The organism is Sphingobacteriaceae bacterium GW460-11-11-14-LB5, from assembly GCA_002151545.1.
Classification (GTDB): Bacteria; Bacteroidota; Bacteroidia; order Sphingobacteriales; family Sphingobacteriaceae; genus Pedobacter.
Genome location: CP021237.1, coordinates 3,470,157 through 3,493,187 on the forward strand (window position 1 = coordinate 3,470,157; position 23,031 = coordinate 3,493,187).

At 41.0% G+C, this 23,031-nt stretch carries 10 protein-coding genes; 6 read left to right on the top strand and 4 right to left on the bottom strand.

Annotation, left to right across the window (positions count from 1 at the left end):
* Positions 1 to 43 precede the first annotated feature (43 nt).
* Positions 44 to 2,464 (bottom strand): hypothetical protein, encoded by a 2,421-nt coding sequence (locus tag CA265_13830; protein ARS40678.1) that lies wholly within the window; start codon positions 2,462 to 2,464, stop codon positions 44 to 46.
* 85 nt (positions 2,465 to 2,549) lie between these two features.
* Entirely contained in the window at positions 2,550 to 2,765 is a 216-nt protein-coding gene (locus CA265_13835; protein ID ARS40679.1) for a hypothetical protein, read from the bottom strand.
* Positions 2,766 to 2,912: 147 nt separating this feature from the next.
* Here CA265_13835 and CA265_13840 point away from each other — a divergent pair, with 147 nt between their 5' ends.
* Genes CA265_13840 through CA265_13860 form a run of 5 tightly spaced genes read left to right on the top strand, consistent with a single transcriptional unit; the run spans position 2,913 to position 10,332 of the window.
* A complete protein-coding gene (locus tag CA265_13840) occupies positions 2,913 to 4,916 on the top strand; it encodes an alpha-L-arabinofuranosidase (protein ARS40680.1) in 2,004 nt (667 codons plus the stop codon).
* A gap of 16 nt (positions 4,917 to 4,932) precedes the next feature.
* Positions 4,933 to 6,471, top strand: a complete 1,539-nt coding sequence (locus tag CA265_13845; GenBank protein ID ARS40681.1) for an alpha-N-arabinofuranosidase — start codon at positions 4,933 to 4,935, stop codon at positions 6,469 to 6,471.
* A 6-nt stretch (positions 6,472 to 6,477) separates the two neighbouring features.
* A complete protein-coding gene (locus tag CA265_13850; GenBank protein ID ARS40682.1) occupies positions 6,478 to 8,415 on the top strand; it encodes an alpha-glucosidase in 1,938 nt (645 codons plus the stop codon).
* Positions 8,416 to 8,419: 4 nt separating this feature from the next.
* Positions 8,420 to 9,355 carry a beta-galactosidase gene (locus CA265_13855; protein ID ARS40683.1) on the top strand — a complete coding sequence of 312 codons (936 nt, stop codon included), beginning with the start codon at positions 8,420 to 8,422 and terminating at the stop codon, positions 9,353 to 9,355.
* Between the two features lie 2 nt (positions 9,356 to 9,357).
* The gene (locus CA265_13860; protein ID ARS40684.1) at positions 9,358 to 10,332 is read left to right on the top strand and encodes a glycoside hydrolase; all 975 of its coding nucleotides are present in this window, start codon (positions 9,358 to 9,360) and stop codon (positions 10,330 to 10,332) included.
* Positions 10,333 to 11,360: 1,028 nt separating this feature from the next.
* Here the strand turns inward: CA265_13860 and CA265_13865 are convergent.
* Together CA265_13865 and CA265_13870 are read right to left on the bottom strand one after the other, a co-directional pair.
* Positions 11,361 to 13,706, bottom strand: coding sequence for a glycosyl hydrolase (locus CA265_13865; GenBank protein ID ARS40685.1), 2,346 nt, complete (start codon positions 13,704 to 13,706; stop codon positions 11,361 to 11,363).
* Between the two features lie 11 nt (positions 13,707 to 13,717).
* Positions 13,718 to 15,046, bottom strand: coding sequence for a rhamnogalacturonan acetylesterase (locus CA265_13870; protein ID ARS42991.1), 1,329 nt, complete (start codon positions 15,044 to 15,046; stop codon positions 13,718 to 13,720).
* Between the two features lie 790 nt (positions 15,047 to 15,836).
* Here CA265_13870 and CA265_13875 point away from each other — a divergent pair.
* Entirely contained in the window at positions 15,837 to 22,877 is a 7,041-nt protein-coding gene (locus CA265_13875; GenBank protein ID ARS42992.1) for an erythronolide synthase, read from the top strand.
* The last annotated feature ends 154 nt before the right edge of the window (positions 22,878 to 23,031 follow it).

Sequence of the window (23,031 nt, forward strand, 5' to 3'; positions counted from 1 at the left end):
ATGCTAATTAAAAAATAGGTTTGATTCATGGTTTAACTGAAGGTTATTGAACTTTATAGCTTGTTTTACCCGATACTGCTACTCCTTTATCTGTAATTCCATCGGCTTTAATTAAAATATCTGTTTTGTTATCGCCATTGAAATAGCTAATCGTGGCTTCGCCGTTTTGGTTGGTTTTTATCGATGGTGACCAGAAAACGGTGGTACGTAAATCTTTATTTGGCGTTGCCGGACTGCTGTAATTTGGCGAGTAAAAAGTTCTTGCAGCATAATAACCGTTTAAATTGAGGTTCAGCAAATCTAAATTTGGTCCGCGTAAAGCCTCATCTTTCAAATTAAGGCTGATCAGGAATACATCTTTCCCACTGCTGTTTAACAAATGCTGAATTCTAACCTGATTAATCTGATCCATGGTTAAACTATAGTAATCCAATCGCTCGGTAAAGAGCTCTTCCCTGTTGTTTACCTTAATCACCGGTCTAACTTTTTTTCCATTCGCAAGAAAAGTGATGCCTTCATTTCCCAGTGTATCGTTTTCTTCTGCCGGATAACTTCCTTTGGCCTTTGTTAACAGAAAATGCTCTAATCCTTTGTACGAATAATCGGCTGCTGAAATATTGAAAACTTCCTCAGGATAGCCAAATGAGGTAAGTATATCCTGAAACAGGACCACCTTATTATTTTGAGCGGCTTTAATTTCAATATCTTTCAAGCTGATCGAATCGCCAAATTTGTAAGTCCGGTTATAATCCATGCGCTTTCCAATCTCTACATTCAGGGTGTTCGAAATTCCAGATGAGATCGGTTTAAAGGGCGCTAAATTTAAGGGTTTAATCAGCGTATCGATCTGTAACCAGCCACCTTTTTTCCCCTTATCATCTTTTGATGAAATTTTTACCGTTTGATTGCCATACCAACTAAGCCCATCAAGAAAATAACGTCCATTCTGATCGGTTTTTGTTGTAAAGATCTTATCACCGGTAAAATTAGTCCCGAACAAGGTAATATTCATATTCGGAAGGGGTTTATCGGCCAGTTTCTCTCGTACCAGTCCTTTTATCGTAATGCCGGGTTCAGGCAAATAGCTTATTTTAATTGCCGAATCGGCCAGTTTTCTCCAGGTATAATCTCTCCAGCCCTGGGTAAGCAACAATAAGTCGAGTTGTTTTAAGCGCGATGGGTTTTTAACATCGAAATATTGCGAAGCATTTTTAATATCTCCTTTTATTTCCGATTGCAGCATCAAATACGAAACAATATCATTTCCATCATCCGGAATAAGTCCGTCAACCGCAGCTAAAGAAAATGCCGTTTGAGCATGCTGACCCAGAAAATTGGTTGCTTTAACCTTAATCAGCACTTTTTCTCTGGGTTTATAAACCGTTTTGTTGGGAACGATGGAGAAATTGACCTTATTTTCGTCCTGTATAAAAATAAGTCGTTCACAATTCGGCCTGTTCTGGTCATCCAACAGGGTTATACTTGCAATACCATTCGGGAAACCTTTTGTTGGGATAGATACCGATACTGTAGCTTTACTTAATTTAACCGATCCGGAATAAATATGATCACCTGCATGTTTTATGACGAGCGAAATATTCTTATCCTTCAGCTCGCTAAACATCAATTCATTGGCACTAATGTTTGCTTTTATATTTAAAGAATCATGCGTAATACGTAATGAGAGTCCTTTTTTAAGGCTGACGGGCATTTCGGAAGAAAACTTTTCTTTACCATAAAATCCTTCAACCTTATATTTCTCATCGGCTTTGGGCGTAAAAGCAAAAATGCCCATTCCAGCATCAGTGCTTTGGAAAGTGGTTACGGTATCTCCTTTTGAGGAGATCACACTACCCGTTGCTTTGATCCCATTTCCAAGGTCATCATTCGTTTTAAAGGCTACAATACTGCTTAATCCTTCAACTAATGAACCACCCTCAGGGAAAAAAGCTATCGATTTCTTCAAATTGGAAACATCGTTTTTTTTAACCGGATTACGTGTAAAATAAGAAGCGTTCTCGATAATGTTATTGCTAATATGGATCCGTTTCTGGAAAACAAAATCGTCTCCAAAGTTCCGCATCCAATTGGTGTAAGCCCGAATGCCATACCAACCTGATGGAATAGAATCTTTCAGTTTAAAATCCCCTTTTCCCAATCCACCATCCAACCTGATCATTTTCCGGTCTATAACTTCTGATTTTGGAGAAAGCAACTCCACATATAAATTATTGCTGGTAGCGGTTAAACTACTGCTTTTTCCATTTACCAGGTAGGCGCTAAACCAAACATCTTCGCCAGTACTGTAATAACTACGGTCTACCTGTAGGTATGATTTCTCAAAAAAGAGTTTAACCGATTGTTTATCTGCAGCTTTTTGTTGCGCCGAACCGCAAAGTGTTGCTGCACTTAAAAGGCATAGCAAAATGTATTTTTTGAGCTTCATAATTCTTTTGTCAAGCATGTGCACCAGCTATTTTGCACACAAAAGCCCTACAAAAAAACATAGTCAATACCAGAATATTGAAGAAATGAAGGCTCATCATGTGTTATTGGTTAGTGAATTTTAACCGCCGCGGGGTAGCGGCCATTAAATGATTCATGTCGAATGTAAATAGTATATTTTGAAGGCGCATCCTGTAGTATCCTGCTTTTTCACGATGACAATATGTTACAAGAAAGATTTTAAAGGTTTCAATAAAATAAATTTTAAACATCAAGTAAAAAGTTACTTTACTAAACCCTTTTACTACCTCTATCCACATTTGAATGATCTGCATTGTTTTTAGCCATGCTAAGATTGTAGAATTTACGGACAAAATTATTAATGATGAAAAAAATAAATGTTCTTATGACGTTTATTATTTTAAATATTTTACTTTTACCATTAGATCTTCCAAATATTAAACCGTATGAAATTAAATTACCCCGTAAAAAGTGTGTTTTCGGCGTGCATAGTGTATGCTGTAATTGGAATTGGACATCTCCCGGAAGTGCAGGCGCAAACGGCAAAAGTGATCAAAGTGAAAACAGACCATTCTATTGCCAGGGTGCAGCCGAATATGTGGGGTGTTTTTTTTGAGGATATTAACTTTGGTGCTGATGGTGGTATTTATGCCGAACTGATCAAAAACCGTTCATTTGAGTTTGCAAAACCATTAATGGGCTGGACCATCCAGCGAAAAAGACCACAGGAAGGTGAAATATTGGTGGTAAACCGTAAGGAAGTAAACACCGCCAATCCAAGATATTTACAGGTAAAAAAACAAACTGACGATTTTGAACTCCTTAACGAGGGTTTTAAAGGCATCGGCGTAAAAAAAGGGCTGCGTTACGATTTTTCACTGATGTACCGTCAATCAAAACCAGGTGTTAAACTCGTACTCTTACTAAAAGACGCAAACAATAAAATCATCGGACAAGGGAGTTTAACCCCAGACCAAACGGGTAACGACTGGCATAAACAATCGGCAAGTTTTACCGCTACCGAAACCGATCCGAAAGCCAAATTCTCTATTCTGTTTCAGGGAAATGGCAATATCGACCTCGATATGATTTCGCTGTTCCCTGGCGATACCTGGAAAAACCGTCCGCAAGGATTAAGGGCCGATATGGTGCAGTTACTGGCCGATATGAAACCCGGTTTTATCCGTTTTCCGGGAGGATGCATTGTAGAAGGAACTGATCTGGCCAACCGTTACCAATGGAAGAAAACCATCGGTCCGATTGAAAACAGACAACTGATTATGAACCGCTGGAATACGGAATTTGCACACCGCCCTGCACCCGATTATTACCAAAGTTTTGGTTTAGGCTTTTTCGAATATTTCCAACTGGCAGAAGATATAGGCGCGGATGCACTTCCGATATTAAATTGCGGTATGGCCTGTCAGTTTAATTCAGCTGAAGTGGCGAGCCTTGATGAACTCGATCCGTATGTACAGGATGCTTTGGACTTGATCGAATTTGCCAATGGTGAGGTGACAACGAAATGGGGAAAAATGCGTGCGGAGATGGGGCATCCCAAACCTTTCAATTTAAAAATGATGGGTGTTGGAAATGAAAACTGGGGACCACAATACCTGGAAAGAGTTGCCATTTTCACTAAAGCCATAAAAGCCAAATATCCTGATTTTAAACTGATCAACAGCTCGGGGACAGATCCTGAAGGCGAGCGCTTTAACCTACTTAATACAACATTAAGAAGCAACAACGCCGATTTTATTGATGAGCATTATTACCGCCCCGCCGATTGGTTTTTGAAAAATGCGGGGCGTTATGATAACTATCCCAGAAACAGCTCGAAGATTTTTGTTGGTGAGTATGCCGTTCATGCGGATAAAAACCTGACAGGCAGCAGCAAAAATAACTGGCAAAGTGCGCTGGCTTCGGCTTCGTTAATGACAGGTTTAGAGCGCAATGCCGATGTGGTACAAATGGCCTCATATGCCCCACTCTTTGCACATATTGATGCCTGGCAGTGGGCACCCGATATGATCTGGGTAGATAATTTAAAATCTTATGGCACCCCGGATTATTATGTGCAGAAACAGTTTTCAACCAACAAAGGAACAGATGTAGTTTCCATTACACTTGATGAGAAAAACATTATCGGTCAGGATGGGCTTTATGCTTCTGCAGTAACCGATCAGGTCAAAAAAGAACTGATTATTAAAATTGCCAACAACTCAGGTCAGGCACAAAACATCGATTTCGACCTGGAAGGAAAAATGAGATTAAAAAGTAAGGCCACCAATGAGGAAATAGCGAACAGCAACCTGAATCAGCTCAACTCTTTCGAAAATCCTGAAGCGGTGAGTCCGCAAAAAAGCACCATTAATTTAAAAGGCAAAAAACTGAAAATCGCTTTAAAACCTTATTCTTTTAATGTGATCAAAATCCCATTCAACCCATAGATTTAACGAGATCATGATGAAAAAACTACTCTTCTCTGCCACGATGCTCTGCTGCTCATTTTTTGCGCAGGCACAAAACGAAACGCAGTTAACCATTAAACCTGCCGGCGATCAGCTCGTGAGCAAACATATTTACGGTCATTTTTCTGAACATTTGGGCCGATGCATTTATGATGGTTTTTGGGTGGATAAAAATTCTACCATTCCGAATAGAGGAAGGATCCGTTTGGATATTGTAGAGGCCTTAAAGAAGATAAAAGTTCCAAACCTGCGCTGGCCGGGTGGCTGTTTCGCCGACGAATACCACTGGAGAGATGGTATCGGCCCACGAAACCAACGTCCGAAAATGGTAAATACCAATTGGGGCGGCGTAACCGAAGACAATAGTTTTGGTACACATGAGTTTTTAGACCTTTGCCAGATGCTCGATTGCGAACCTTACATCGCAGGCAATGTAGGCAGCGGAACGGTTGAAGAAATGGCCAAATGGGTAGAATATTTGAATTTTGATGGCGTAAGCCCCATGACAGCTATCCGTAGCCAAAATGGAAGAGAAAAACCCTGGAAAGTTTCTTTCTGGGGCGTGGGTAATGAGAGCTGGGGTTGCGGAGGCAATATGACGCCCGCTTACTATTCTGATTTATACCGCAGGTATGCTACTTATGCACGCAACTATCCGGGTGCTCCCTTAAAAAGGATTGCCAGTGGGGCAAATTCAGGCGATTACAACTGGACAGAAACCTGTATGAAAAACATCGGCAACCAGATGTGGGGATTAACCTTACACTATTACACAATCCCAACAGGAAACTGGGGTGTTAAAGGATCGGCAACCAAATTTGATGAAGCACAATACTTTTCGACCATGAAAAACTGTTTGAAAATGGAGGAACTCGTAACCAAACACTCCGCAATAATGGATAAATACGATCCTAAAAAGAAAGTAGCTTTAGTGGTTGACGAATGGGGAATCTGGACAGATGTAGAACCTGGAACAAACCCTGGTTTTTTATATCAGCAGAATAGTTTACGCGACGCCTTAATTGCAGGAACTACGCTTAACATTTTCAATAACCATTCCGATCGTGTTAAAATGGCTAATCTGGCACAAACAGTTAATGTGCTACAGGCCTTAATTTTAACCGAAAAGGATAAAATGATCCTGACTCCTACTTACCATGTTTTTGATCTGTACAAAGTACACCAGGATGCGAAATACTTACCAATTGCCTTTACCAGTCCTGACTACACTGTAGGCGATCAGAAAATTCCGGCTTTAAATGTTTCTGCTTCACAGGACGCTAACGGAGCCATTCATATTTCTTTGGTGAATTTAGATCCGAACAAGAAAATTGTATTAAGTACGGTTTTAGATGGCTTGAAATGGAGCTCGGTTACCGGACAGATTTTAACCTCGGCTAAACTAACTGATGTAAATACCTTTAACGATTCGAACAAAGTGCACAATGCAAAATTTACCGGTGCGAAAAAATCAGGTAACGCATTAAAAGTAGAATTGCCTGCACAATCGGTTGTGGTATTAGAATTAAAATAACTGAAGATGAAATATAAAATCACAAGTATTGTACTTTTATTGCTATCAGCTACCCAGGCACTAAAGGGACAAAGCAAATATGAAATTGTAAGTCCGGATAAGATACTTCGTGTTTCTGTTTTCCTGAAAGATAAATCTCTTTTTTACACGATTAACAGAAACTCAATTCCGGTATTGTCCAATTCAGCATTGGGTTTAGTCCGTGAAGATGCCGATTTCGTTAAAAATCTTTCCGTTTTATCGGTTTCGAAAAACGAACTGATTAAAGACAGCTATACTTTAAAAAACGGCAAGAGGTTAAACAATCAATACCTGGCCAACAAAAGAATTCTGCACCTGCAAAATGCATCTTCAAAAAAAATGGACCTTATTTTTCAGGTTTCCAATGATGGGGTAGCATTCCGTTATTATTTCCCTGATGCCGATACGCAACTCAAAAAAATTACGGAAGAAAAAACAGCTTTTCATTTCTTCGAAAGTACAAAAGCGTGGATGCAGCCCATGTCGGTTGCTAAAACTGGCTGGGAAAGCACCAATCCATCATACGAAGAATATTACAAAAAAGAGATCAGCGTGGGTACGCCTGCGCCAACCGAAGCCGGTTGGGTTTACCCGGCGCTTTTCAACTACAAAGATACCTGGCTATTGCTTACCGAAGTGGGTTTAGATGGCAGTTATTGTGCTACACGCTTGAAGCAAAATTCGCCTGATGGAAATTACCAGGTTGGTTTTCCAGATGCACGCGAAGCTTTTACCAACCAAAACGTAAATCCGGAGTCTACCTTGCCCTGGTACACACCATGGAGGGTAATTGCTGTTGGCAGCCTTAAAAAAGTAACCGAATCTACCTTAGGTACAGATTTAGCTGCTCCTGCAAAAGCAGAAATCAATCCCGATTTATTTCCCTTGGGAAAAGCTTCATGGAGCTGGATCATGTTAAAAGACAATTCAATCGTGTACGACATCCAGAAAAAATATATCGATTTCGCAGCTGATATGAAATGGGAATATTGCCTGATTGATGTGGACTGGGACACCAAAATCGGATATGAAAAAATGCAGCAACTAACCGATTATGCCAAATCGAAAAATGTGGGTTTATTACTTTGGTATAACTCTGCCGGCGATTGGAATACCGTAAAATACACGCCAAAAAATAAACTGACTAACCGCGAAAACCGTTTAAAAGAATTTGCCTTATTGCAAAAAATGGGCATCAAAGGTATCAAAATTGATTTTTTTGGTGGCGATGGCCAATCGATGATCCGCTATTACCTCGAACTTTTCGAAGATGCGGCAAAATTTGGCTTAAGCGTAAACTGCCATGGGGCAACTTTACCCAGGGGATGGCAGCGTACTTATCCGAACTTAGTCACCATGGAGTCGATCAAGGGAATGGAATTCATCACTTTCGATCAGAACAATGCCAACGAAGAACCTTTACACGCCACCACCATTCCGTTCACCAGGAATATCTTCGATCCGATGGATTTTACGCCAATGAACCTGTCTAAAATTCCAAATATTAAACGTAAAACCACCGGCGCATTCGAACTGGCCTTACCCGTAATTTTTCAATCTGGCGTACAGCACCTGGCCGAATCGCCTGATGGCATGGCAACAGTACCCGCTTATGTTAAATCTTTTCTCCAAAACTTTCCTGCAGCCTGGGATGATACCAAACTGATTGACGGTTACCCGGGAAAATTTGTCGTGATGGCGCGTAAATCAGGTTCAAAATGGTACATCGCCGGAATAAACGGAGAAAATGCAGATAAGCTGATCAACATCGATTTTTCAAAATTCAATGCAAAATCTGCTGAGGTAATTACAGATGAAGATCAGGGATCGAATTTTATAACCGGAGCCATCGATCTTAAATCCCCACCTCCTGTTAAAATGAAACCTTATGGTGGATTTGTAATCGTTGTAGAACAAAAATAAAGCAATGAAAAAACTAATATACCTTTCCATCTTTTTGCTATCAGCATGTTATCATGTACAGGCACAGTCTAAAAAAGCAGTTTATCTCTTTGCTTATTTTAAAGGTAATGGCGAAGATGGTTTGCACCTGGCTTATAGTAACGATGCCTACAAATGGACAGCGCTTAAAAATGATCAATCCTTCCTTACGCCTGCTGTAAGTAAAGATAAACTGATGAGAGACCCTTGCATTATCCGCGGGGCAGATGGCTTATTTCATATGGTTTGGACGGTGAGCTGGAAAGATAAAGGCATTGGTTATGCCAGTTCGAAAGACCTGATCAACTGGAGCGAACAGCAGTTTTTACCTGTTATGGTTAAAGAAGATGGCGCAAGAAACACCTGGGCACCAGAAATTACCTACGATAGCCAAACCAAAACCTATATGATTTATTGGGCCACAACCATTACAGGTAAGTTTAACGAAACGGCTTCGACTGAAGAAAGCGGTTACAATCACCGTATGTATTACGTTACGACAAAAGATTTCAAAACCTATTCGGAAACCAAACTGCTTTACGATCCGGGATTTAATGTGATTGATGCTACTATCGTAAAAAATGGAAAACAGTTCGTTATGTTTTTGAAAGATGAAACCCGCGAGCCTGCTCAAAAGAATATCAAAATGGCTTTTGCCGATCAGCTAACTGGACCTTACAGCAAAGCCGGAAATCCAACTACCGGAAATTACTGGGCAGAAGGTCCAACCACCTTAAAAACCGGTAATAACTGGATGGTGTATTTCGATAAATACCGCGATCATAAATATGGCGCAATTGAGTCTGCAGATCTAAAAAACTGGACCGATGTTTCAGACAAAATCTCTTTACCAAAAGGCTTGCGACACGGCACCATCCTTACCATCAAAGAAAAAGAGCTCACCGAATTATTAAAACAATAAATATGTTAAAGAATTTTAAAATATACGGATCGGTTTTAATGCTTTCGATCGTTCATGTCACCATCAAAGCGCAAGAAAAAGTCATCATAGCTAAAGGCAATCCGATCATTACCGACAAATACACGGCTGATCCGGCCGCTTATGTTTATGGCGATTCTGTTTATTTGTATACTGGGCATGATGTAGCACCAAAACAAAAAAACACCTACGAGATGCACGAATGGCTGTGTTATTCATCAGCCGATATGGTGACCTGGAAAGAACATAAATCGCCGCTTAACGTAAAAGACTTTGCCTGGGCAAAAGATGATGCCTGGGCTTCGCAGGTGATTGAAAGGGATGGTAAATTTTATTGGTATGTGGCGATTAGCCATGGTACCATCCATGGAAAATCAATCGGTGTGGCGGTGTCGGATAATCCGAGAGGCCCATTTAAAGATGCGATTGGAAAGGCATTAATCACCAACGATATGACCACAGATGTTAAAATCAGCTGGGATGATATCGATCCTACGGTAATTATTGATGATGATGGTCAGGCTTATTTGTTTTGGGGCAATCAGCAATGTTATTATGCCAGGTTGAAAAAAAACATGATCGAACTGGATGGGCCAATCCAGAAGGTAAATCTGCCTGAATTTACAGAAGCGCCATGGGTACACAAGCGCAAAGGATGGTATTATTTATCTTATGCCTCGCAATTCCCGGAGAAGATTGTGTATGCGATGAGTAAAAACATCAATGGTCCATGGGAATACAAAGGCATTTTAAATGAAATTGCCGGAAATTCTAACACAAATCACCAATCGATTATCGATTTTAAAGGCAAATCATATTTCATTTACCACAATGGCGCGATTAATAATGATGGAGGAAGCTTCAGGCGCTCGGTTTGCATCGATAACCTGAATTATAATAGTGATGGCACAATGAAACGTGTGGTGATGACGTCCGAAGGGGTTAAGAAAGCTAAGTAACTGGTCTCCGTGGTCTGTGTCCCCACAGACCACTTAGATAATTTCTTCTACGCGTCATGCTGAACTTGTTTCAGCATCTATCCAGTCTAATAAAAAAATTCAGAAGAAAACCTTTCTCATAGATCCTGAAAAAAGTTCAGGAGGACGATCCTCGTTGAATAACGCTGATGGTCTGTGGGGACACACACCATGGATCAGATTTTAGTTTTCTTAAAGATTTCTCCGTTTCGCTACGCTTCAGTCGAAATGACGACTCTTGCGCGTCATGCTGAACTTGTTTCAGCATCTATCCAGTCTAATAAAATTCAGAAGAAAACCTTTACTAGAGATCCTGAAACAAGTTCAGGAGGACGATCCTCGTTGAGTAACGCTGAGGGTCTTAGGTCAATTCCTTCTGCGCGTCATGCTGAACTCGTTTCAGCATCTATCCAACCTAATAAAATTCACACAAAACCTTACCATAGATCCTGAAACAAGTTCAGGAGGACGATCGTGTTGAATAAACGCTGATGGTCTGTGAGGACACAGACCATGGAATAGAGGTCAATTCCTTCTTCGCGTCATGCTGAATTTATTTCAGTATCTATCCAGTCAAATAAAATTCACAAGAAAACCTTCAACATAGATCCTGAAACAAGTTCAGGAGGACGATCCTCGTTGAATAACGCTGATGGTCTGTGGGGACACATACCATGCAATAGAGGTCAATTCCTTGTGCGCGTCATGCTGAACTTGTTTCAGCATCTTTCCAGTCTAATAAAAATTCACACGAAAACCTTTGCCATAGATCCTGAAACAAGTTCAGGAGGACGATCCTCGTTGAGTAACGTTGATGGTCTGTGGGGACACAGACCATGGCATGGAGGTCAATTCCTTGCGCGCGTCATGCTGAACTTGTTTCAGCATCTATCCAGTCCAATAAATCCACAAAAAAACCTTTACCATAGATCCTGAAACAAGTTCAGGAGGACGATCTTCGTTGAATAACGCTGATGGTCTGTGGGGGCACAGATCACATAAAAACAAAGCTATCTTATCAACCTCACTTCATATATATTCGCAATAGCCGATCCCTGATCGGCAACAAATTTCACTTCTACATCTGCTTTTAGCAACTCTTTAGGAATTTGATATTCCTGCGTATAAAAATTATCTCCTTTGCTCCCATCCAACTTTACATTTCCAATTGCAACGCCATTGATCAGAATAGAGAAGTTCCTGTTCCTTTCCTTCCCGAAGTAAGTTAAACGCAGCTTATTTGCTGATAGATCTTTATTTTTAAGCACATAACTAAACCATGCCTTTCCATTTCTAAAATGTCTTTCCTGAAAGCTTCCGTTATCGGTTTGCTCACCTTTAAAGCTATGGTCAGATTCTGGTTGCTGTTCGCCGGTATTGACTAAGTCGACGGTTTCACGCTCTATTTTTAGCTGTGCTTCTTCAGCCAGCTTAATCGCTTTTGCACGTTCAGGCAAATCTTCAGCACTGCTGTAAGGAAAATAAACTACATAGCGCTTTTCGGCCAGGGTGTAAAAAGGAACCAATTTTAACGATTTGTATTTGGGTTGATAAACCGCATTTTGAGCACTAAAAGTTAAACTACGTTTATCAGTCAATGTGATTTCACTGGCTAACACATTTTTAGCTCCGGTAACGAGCGGAGCATCGCTAATCGGGAATAGTGGTCCGGAAGCAATATGCCCCATCCTGCTTCCATCAGCCGTTAAATTAGGCTGACTTAAGGTATCCAATGCTGCTGCAAGCACGATCGGGCCGCGCAGAAAAGCTACCCAGTCAGAACCATCCGGCATAAACTCCGTAGTGGTATGCATGGGCCAGGTAATATTTAGCACATCGCCACTTGACCAAAGGCGGTCGATACTGGCATAACCATTTGTATCTCCTTTAGCGGTTACTTTTTTTCCATTCACCAAAACGGTCATTTTTCCAGACTCAACCCAGGATGGCTGACGGAAATGCAAGGCAAAACGTTGCTTATCCTTTAATTGAAGTTTAATAGTCGTATTTTCTGCAGCTGGAAAAAGCGTTTGCTGGGTGAGCTGAATGCCTTTTTCCTTCCAGTTTAAGGTAGAGGGAATAAAAAGATTGACATAAAGGTCATCTCCACTGTGCGCATAAATCAACTCACCATACTTGCCATGGTTTTCCAATCCAGAGCCTACACAACACCAAAAACTTTCCTGCGGACTCGAATAGATACGATAATGGCCCGGACGCATGGGCGTGAAGTATACAAAACCACCTTGCGGCCTTTGCGAAGCCAGGATATGATTATAAAGTGTACGTTCGTAATAATCGAGGTAAGTATTCGAAGGCGCAGCCAGAAACAACTGCTTAGTGAGTTTCAGCATGTTGTAAGAATTGCAGGTTTCGGGTCCTTCACGCGATTCAGTCATCGATGAAAAGTTATTGGCGGGATGAAAATGCTCTCTAACGCTATTTCCACCTATCGCTACCGTCCGATGACCGACAACAGTTTTCCAAAAGAAAGCAGCTGCATTTGCCCAGGAAGCATCTTTATCCAGCAAGGCGATCTGCTCAAAACCAATTACCTTAGGAATCTGTGTATTTGCATGCAAACCGTTTAGCGCATCAGTATTTTTTAGCAATGGATTTAGGATAGATTGATCTGAAAACCGCTTGGCCAGTTGAAGATATTTCGGATTACCTGTTATCGCGTAAACATGAGCGAAAGTTTCATTTAATCCCCCATGTTCGCTTTTTAATAGCTCTTGTACTTGCTGATCAGATAAACTGGAGACCAGATCTACACACCAATCGGTCAACTTTATGAGCATTTGTTTTGCTTTTGCATTACCTGCAACCGCATAAGCATCGTAAAGTCCGGCGTAAATTTTATGGATATTGTACAAGGGAACCCATTTTCCATTCAATGAAAAACTGGATGATTTGATTTTACCTGCTTTAATTTCTTTCCAGATTTCTTTTCCACCCGGGATACCCGCCAAATAACCATCACCATTTTTTAACTGGCATTTATCCAGTTCAGCAATCATGTAATCCATTCGGTCTTTAACCTTTGCATCACCAGTGGAAGCATACATTAAAGCCAGGGCAGACAAGTAATGCCCACCGATATGCCCGTCTAAACCTGTGTTTTCCCAGTTCCCGTAAGATGCTGCTTTAGGTTTCAATCCTGCTTCTCTTAAATACGGAGCCAAAAGCCTGTCCGCATTTAACGAAAGCATGTATTTTTTATCGGTCTCCTGCGCTTGCTTAAAAGGTCCATCTAGCAAACGGACTTCCGATAAATTAAATGGCTGCAAACTCGCCTGTCCGAAAATATTTCCACACAAGGTCGTAAACAATATGGCGGTAATTAATTTTTTCATCCGTGCTCTGGTTAATTTCCATCAGGCTTAACCATACTACTTTTAGGACTCTCTGGCCAGTGCCAATCTGCAGGATTATCTGGTTTTGCAGGATCGAATTTTGGCAGATCATCCACCAGGTATTTGGCAATGCCCAATTTCTGTTCTTTAATGCCTAAGATGATGCATTGTGCAATTTCATAAGCGCCATAAGGATTAAAGTGCGTATTATCAGCCAGGGCCTTGTCCTGACCGGGATAACTGTTGGCCGGATAATGAACAAAGGCTTTTTTCGATGGCTCTTCTCCCAAAGCATTAAACAGCGTCGAGGTCATGGCATTCAGGTCAATTAAAGCTACTTTTTCTTCCTCGGCCACTTTACGTGCCGCAGCTGGAAAATCGCCAAGAGAATTTACAATTTTTCCATCTGCACCAAAAGATCTTCTGCTGGTTGAGGTAACCACCACCGGGATCCCCCCTTTTTTCTTTACTTCTGAAATAAATGTTTTTAACCTTTCGGTATACGATTTATAGGCGCCATCATTTGGTCCTTTATCTTTTTGATCGTTATGCCCAAATTCGATGAACAAATAATCGCCGGGTCTCATCACACTTAAAACCTTTGCTAAACGTTTGCTCCCTAAAAATGAACCCAGTGTTAAACCCGATTCGGCATGATTGGCAATTGCAACCCCCGGTTTAAAAAAACGGGGGATCATTTGTCCCCACGATGCCCAGGGCTCATCATCCTGATTTACCACCGTCGAATTTCCGGCCAGGAAAACAGTCACCTGATCTTCAACCTTCGTAATTTCGAGCGACTGTAATGCGGTTTGATGGTCAAATTCCAATGTCAGTTTATCATCCCAATCAAGTTTGGTCAGTTCGCGTGGCTTTAACGAAACCAATTGCCCGCCGGTAATGTGTTTATCTTTAACATTTACAATAAATGTTTTGGTTAACGATTGTCCTTTGGTGGTTTTTACATCTTCGAGCATCAACCTTCTCGATTCTGCTTTTACGGTACTTAACGTTACCCCTTTCGGATCACCAAGCGTCACTGTGATTTTGTAATTACCCTCCGGAACGGCTACCGAGAAATAAAATGGCTTATTGCTTTTCACCAGGTCTGAAGTTAAAAAATTCTTCCCGCCATAATCTACCCCTTCAACTTTCGAATCAAAATCAAAACCATAACCTTTTTCTTTATTGTAAGCATCCTGAGGTAAAATTTGTGTATAACCTTTAGCAACCTTTCCAGGTCCGAAGTCGAATTTGTAATCGGTTTTTTCCTGTGCCTGTGCCAGGTTGGCTATTAAACCAAGAAAAACTAATGGTTTAATAAACTTTTGAATGCTCATATCGTTTGGATTTGCGGTACGATCTGGTTTAATGGTTATATCCACATTCAGACCGTTTTCTCATAAAATTTGAAATCTGGCTAATTAAACGTCACATAGACGATTATATCACGAATATATAAAAACAATTCCCATTTAAAACGATAATGAACAGTTGATTTAAAAATTAAGCATTTACTAACTTAAGTCTGGTTATAAAAAACAACAAACACACGATAATCAATACTAATTAAACCTACACAATAAGATGATTTAGAATGCCCATAAAATTTCAGCAATTTCAAATCCAAAACCAACAACACAAACAAATACAATTAAATAACATTAAAAACTGAATTTCTTAAACTAAATCGTATAAAAATTCGATATTTTCTTATCAAAAAACTTAAAAAAATTAACACAAAACATAACAAACCAGATATTTACAAAATTTAATTCATAAATTAACCCATTATTAATATTAACCCAACCTGGGGCAGCTTCTTTTGTACTTGAAACTTAAACAAACGATAAAAAGAAGCATAATTGAAATTTTTAATAAGAATTTTGTTCATAAAATTCATTTCTGAATGAAAAAATTGATTGTATCGGTGACACCTGTTCACTTCATTCATTTATAAATTTTTAAAACAATTTGACTTAACCAATTCGTATCTTAGTCTAATTAATCATACACACTATTTTCAGCGCTAAAAAGCTGTGTTATTGTGTATTACGGCCGGCATAAAGAACCATTATGTTGCGCTTAAATCATCCACCAAACAGAAGATTAGAATCAAAATCTAAAGCCATGAACAAACACGCCATTATTGGAGTAACTCCCTTCGAAATCCCTGATAGCAGATTGGTTTCCAATTTACAAAAAGCAGATTGCTTTCCGGTTCTCAGTCTTGGACATTGTAAAAATGAAGCAGAAAAAGCCCTTCAGGCACTCCTGGAAGCAGGCATATCAGATTTCGGTGTAAGTATCAATTCAGCAGCATTAGCAAGCATTGATCTTCCCACACAGGTAAGTTTAATCATTGCACCTTATGATTTTGCGCTAAAACGTAAAACATCGGCAAAAATTATCTATCAGGTTTACGACCTTGAATCTGCATTAGCAGCACAAGAAAACGGAGCCGACGGGATAGTGGTAAAAGGAAATGAAGGTGCTGGCTGTGTGGCATACGAATCTTCTTTTGTACTTTTTCAACGGGTTATTAAAGAAATTACTTCCCTTCCGGTTTGGGTTCAGGGTGGCGTGGGTATCCATACTGCGGCCTCGTTAATGGCGCAGGGCGCAACGGGAATCATTTTAGATAGTCAGCTGGCCTTATTTCCAGAATGTGCGGTACCTGAAGAATTAAAAGTTATTTGCGGCAAATTAAGTGGAACAGAAACCAAACTGATTGATAAAACCCGCGTATTGGTCCGTCCGAATTCGCCGGCAGTAGCAGAAGATATAGATTATAATGACCTTCAAAAATATTTTAAAGGTTACGATCTGGAAACAAACTACCTTCCAATGGGTCAGGATATTGCCTTATCAATTGACCTGGTTAGCAAATATAAAAAGCTCGATAAATTGGTTTTTGGAATAAAAGAAGCCATTTATGGCCATTTAAAACAAGCTAAAGCCATCAATATTATTAAGGCAGACAATTCGTTAGCCAAAGATCTGAACATCACCTATCCTATTGCGCAGGGACCTATGACCAGGGTAAGTGATGTCGCTCCATTTGCTAATGCCGTTTCCGAAGCTGGCGCCTTATCATTTATAGCCTTATCCTTATTAAAAGGAGCATCAGCAAAAAACCTGATCGAAGAAACCAAAAAACTGGCTGGTGAGAAAACCTGGGGTGTAGGTATTTTAGGTTTTGCACCACAGGAACTTAGAGACGAGCAACAAGATTATATATTAAATGCAAAACCTCCTGTTTTGTTAATTGCGGGTGGAAGACCTTCACAAGCTAAACCTTTTGAAAAGGTAGGGATTAAAACCTTCCTTCACGTGCCATCTGCCTCTCTTTTAGATATGTTTTTGAAAGAAGGCGCTAAACGTTTTGTATTCGAAGGTCGCGAATGTGGTGGTCACGTTGGGCCACTATCGAGCATGGTATTGTGGGAAAAACAGATCGAACGTTTGTTAAAGGAAGAAAATCCCGAAAGCATCAGCATTTTCTTCGCAGGTGGTATTCATGATGCTTTTTCAACCGCTTTTATTTCAGTAATGGCTGCTCCTTTGGCTGCCAGGGGAATGAAAATCGGGGTATTAATGGGCACCGCATATTTATATACTAAAGAAGCGGTCAGTACAGGTGCTATTTTAGATAAATTCCAGCAGGAAGCCATGCAGGCAAACGAAACTGTTTTGCTCGAAACTGCACCGGGACACGAAACCAGGTGTTTAAATTCTTCATTTGCCACCTTCTTTAATGAAGAAAAAAAGAAACTTCAGTCCGAAGGAATGGATAAAAAAGAAATCTGGGCCAAACTGGAAACGTTAAATGTTGGCCGTTTACGTATTGCTGCAAAAGGAATCGAAAGACGTGGCGATAAGCTGGTACAAATAAACGAAGCTGAACAAACTGATCTGGGTATGTACATGATCGGTCAGGTTGCGCCCATGCATAAACGTATCATGTCATTACTCGATCTTCACCAGAATGTAGCCGACAATAACTATTCACATATTTTAAACGCTACACTTTCCTCGCCTCCCAAAAATAAGGCAAAAGCATTGGACGTGGCCATTGTAGGTATGGCCTGTATTTTCCCTGGGGCTAAAAACCTCGAAGAATATTGGCGTAATATCATTTTGGGTAAAGATTCGGTAACCGAAGTGCCGGATGAAAGATGGAATAAAGAACTCTATTATAACCCTGATTCTACTGCCGGCGATATGTCGCACTCTAAATGGGGCGGTTTTATCCCAAGGATAGATTTTGATCCCTTAGAATTTGGCATTCCGCCGCAATCGCTCGCGGCCATAGAGCCTACCCAACTGCTTACCTTAATGGTGGCCAAACAGGCGATGCAACACGCTGGTTATGCCGATGGTGGTGTAGACAATGAAAATGTTTCGGTAATTATTGGTGCCGAAGGTGGAAACGACCTCGCCAATAGTTATAGCTTCAGAGGTTTTTACAAACAGGTTTTTGGCGAAATGCCAGCTGAATTGGATGCTGCCTTACCTAAGACCACAGAAGATTCATTCCCGGGTATTTTGGCGAATGTAATTTCGGGCAGGATCACCAACAGGTTAAACCTGGGCGGCAGAAATTATACCGTTGATGCGGCTTGCGCTTCTTCGCTTGCAGCAATCGATCTGGCTTGTCAGGAGTTATTTTTAGAGAAATCAGACATGGTTTTGGCCGGAGGAGCAGATCTGCACAATGGCATTAACGATTACCTGATGTTCTCGAGTACACATGCCCTTTCTAAAAAAGGAAGGTGTGCTACTTTTGATGCTGAAGCAGATGGAATTGCCCTTGGCGAAGGGATTGCCATGATCGTATTAAAAAGATATGACGATGCTTTACGCGATGGCGATACGATTTATTCTATTATTAAAGGTGTCGGCGGCTCAAGTGATGGAAAAAGCCTGGGTTTAACTGCGCCACGTAAAAACGGACAGGTAAATGCTTTAGAAAGGGCTTATAGCCAGGCTGGGATTACACCTTCGTTGATTGGTTTGGTAGAAGCACACGGTACAGGTACCGTAGTTGGTGATAAAACAGAAATCAGCGCATTAACGGATATGCTTAACCAGTCCGGCGCAACTGCAGGACAAACACATTTAGGCTCAGTAAAAACGCAGATTGGCCACACCAAATGTGCCGCCGGCATCGCAGGTTTAATTAAAGCATCGCTATCGGTTTACCATGGCATTAAACCGCCAACCATTAACTTAAAAACACCAAATAGTTTTTACAACGCAAAAACCAGTCCTTTTGCCTTCCATACCGAAGCTGGTTTATGGATGGAAGAAAAACGATATGCCGGTGTAAGTGCATTCGGTTTTGGCGGAACAAACTTCCACGCCGTATTGGAAAGTGCGCAAAACACAGAAAATAAAAATTCGATCTTAAAATCATGGCCTTCTGAACTGTTTGTTTTCAGGGGAGATACTTACGAGGAAGCCAAAAGCCGCGTAATCTCTGTAAAAAACCTTTTAGAACTGAACGATCAGATCGAACTGAAAGATATTGCCTATAGTTTAGCCACAACAGATAACAAACCTGTTCAATTGAGTATCGTTGCCAATCATGCAGAAGACTTAGTGATGAAAATCGACCTGGTGTTATCTGGCGTAGAAAGTAAAGATACTTACCTCACCCAAAAACAGGAAGGTAAAGTCGCTTTTATGTTTCCTGGACAAGGAAGCCAAAGGGTAAATATGGCCCGGGATCTTTTCGTGGTTTTCCCTGAAATGAGAAAACTGCTGAAGGCTTATCCTGAATACGAAAAAGTCCTTTTCCCCAATACCGTATTTAATGATGCGGATCTAAAAGCTCAAAAAGAGCAGATTAAAGATACCCGCATGGCACAACCACTTTTGGGTATTGTTGATCTGGCCATTGCCAACTTCCTGAGATCATTGGGCATTGTGCCTGATATGGTGGCTGGTCACAGCTACGGCGAATTGCCTGCACTTTGTTTTGCAGGTGCTTTTGAAGAGGAAGCATTGGTTCACCTGAGTGCAGAAAGGGCAAAAGCGATCTTAAATGCTGTAGAAAACGGCGATCCGGGTACCATGCTTGCTGTGAGCGCAAAACAGGAAGATCTTGCACAATACCTGGGTGATATTGCAGCTGTTTATCCGGTAAACTTTAATGCGCCAACGCAATGTGTTATTGCCGGCAGCACTCCAGCCATCAGTCAACTGGCCGCCGTGTTAAAAGAGGCTAAAATATCGTTCCGTCCGCTTGAAGTGGCTTGTGCTTTCCACAGCCCATTGGTGGCCAAATCGAAACAGCTTTACCAGGAAGTGCTTTCTGGTGTAAATTTTAATGACCTTAAAATCCCCGTATGGTCTAATACTACGGCAAAAGAATACCCTGTTGAAGCTGCCGCAGTTAAAGAACGTTTAACCGACCATTTGATAAAACCTGTCCTTTTTGTTGATGAACTAAGGGATATGTATGCCGCCGGCGCCAGGGTTTTCGTAGAAGTTGGCCCTGGCAAGGTGCTAAGCGGTTTAACCAAATACTGCATTGGCAAAGACGAAGTGATTTTACACACCGAGGATCAAGGCCAGAATAAACTTAGTCATTTATTAGGCACGTTGGCTGGCTATATGGCTACCGGCCGTGAAATCAAACTCGAAAAATTATTCGAAGGCCGTTCAGTTAAAACCATCAAACTGGATGAACTTGATATCTATAAAAAAAGTCCGGCCATCTGGTACGTGAATGGTCAACACGCTGTTCCATCAACAGGTAAACTTCCGGCAAATGGTGCCTCCCCTATTACTAAACCGATCATCCTTATGAATACTACCGCTACACCAACTGAAAATCAACAGGTTAATGGCTCAGCCAAAGACCTGATGATGCAGGAATACCTGCACAGCATGAAAATGCTGATTCAGGCACAACGCGATGTGATGCTTTCCTTTTTAGGACAAGCTCCCGCAATGCCTTCGCAAATCATTAATCAACCCTTAACCTCATATCAGGTCCCTCAGCCAGTTCGCATTGAAAACCAGATCATAGCAAAACAGGAAGTACCTCAGGCACAAACGATTGAGGTAATTACGCCTGCAATTGAACAAAAAGACTTAAAACTGGTGCTTTTACAAATTGTGAGCGATAAAACAGGCTATCCACAGGAAATGCTGGGCATGGAAATGGACCTTGAAGCCGATTTAAGTATCGATTCCATTAAACGTGTAGAAATTATCGGTGCTTTACGTACCGAACTGGGTGGTTTCTCTCAATTGAACCTGCCGGAAGATAAAATTATGGAGGAGCTTGCCGGTCTTAAAACTTTAAGCAGCCTCATAAACTGGATTACAGAAAATACGGAACAACCAAAAGCGGTTAGCGCAGCTGCTGTAACATCAGCGCCTATCATTCAATCCGAGCAGGCAAAATTTTCAATCGATCAGTTAAAATCAGCCATTCTTGAGGTGGTAAGTGAGAAAACCGGCTATCCAAAAGAAATGCTGGGTATGGATTTAGATCTTGAAGCCGATTTAAGTATCGATTCGATCAAAAGGATGGAAATTATTGCATCGCTTAAAGAAAAAATCGGTTTCGGTTCGCAAAGCGAACAGGCTGATGATTTAATGGAGAAACTGGCCGCAATTAAAACTTTAAATGCCCTGGTTAACTGGATTGCCGATGTTGAAGCAGAAAGCTCGGAGGTGCTTACCGAGGCAAAAAAGCTTATTGAGGAGAGCATCGATGATCAAACGGTTAAAGAAAAATTATCGCGTTTAAGATTTGAGCTAACTCCTGCCGCCCTAACCATTACCGAAGCAGCCATTTTAAAAGGGCAGCGTTTTGCCTTAACCGATGACGGTGGAGGTCAGGCGATCAAAATCAAAAAAGTGCTCGAGAAACATGGTGCCATTGCCGATTTGGTAAGCTTTGAAGACTCACTGGATGGCTATCAGGGCCTCATTATTTTGAACATGTTCGAAGCACAGCAAAAAGTGGGTATTCTCGATCATTTCGCAACGATTAAAAAACTAAATTTTGATACCGTAAAATGGGTGTATCTGATTGCGGACACCAAACAATATTTTAACGACCAATCTGATATTTCTTTCTTAAGAAATTATCAAGGATATTCGGGTTTCTTCAAAAGTTTAGACCGCGAATACGAGCATACCAAATGCCGTTTCATCAGTCTCGAAACCAAAATGTCGCCGGATGAAATCACCAATATTACCTTAAACGAAATCCTGAATCCGGATAAACCTTCGGAGATCATTTACAACGACCATAAAAGGCATATTATGGAATTGGTGCCGCACCAATTGAGCACCGAAACCGATGCGCACATCCATTTGGATAAAGATGCTGTGGTGATGGTTTTAGGGGGCGCACAAGGCATAACGGCCGAACTGATGATTCATTTCGCGAAAGATTATCCATGTAAATATATCCTGGTTGGCCGTTCGGCAAATCCGATTTCCTCGGCAAATGAAGCCAGCGCTTCCTTGAAAACAAAAGACGAGATCAGGCAGTACCTAATTAAACAGGGCGAGATTAAAAAACCTGCCGAAATAGAACAGGAAACCAACAGAATTTATAAAAACAACCAGATTTTACGTTGCATTGCCACTTTAGAAGAAGGTGGATCTACCGTGGTTTACGAATCGTTAGACCTTAAAGATGAAGAAGCACTGACCCGTTTGATCAATCAGGTTTATGAAGATTACGGCCGTATTGATGGCGTGGTACATGGTGCAGGTTTATTGGAAGATAAATTATTCCATAGCAAAACCTCTGAATCATTTGGACGCGTTTTCGATACCAAAGTAACCCCGTTAAGGGTATTGGCTGAGCAATTAAGACCAGAAACACAATTTGTGATCCTGTTCTCGAGCATCGCTTCTGTTTACGGAAACCGTGGGCAAACCGATTATGCGGCAGCAAACAGTGTGATGGATAAATATGCCTGGGCCTTAAAACAAAAAATCCAGGGCAAGGTAATGGCCATTAACTGGGGACCGTGGAAAGGGGTAGGTATGGTTTCGCCAACCTTAGAGAAAGAATACCAGCGCAGGGGAATTGCATTGATTCCACTACAGGATGGAATGGAAACTTTTTTGAACGAACTTAAATATGGTAAAGAAAGCCAGGTATTAATCATGGCTGGAAACACCTGGACATAGAAGGGTCTTCTGTCGATATCAATATAGAACTGTCATCCTGAGCTTGTCGAAGGACCTTTCAAATGTCTTAAAAGGCGTTTCGACGGGCTCAACGTGACAATTTGATTGAATTACAGATGATACAGCCTTATGACGATCGCATTAGTGAAACAGA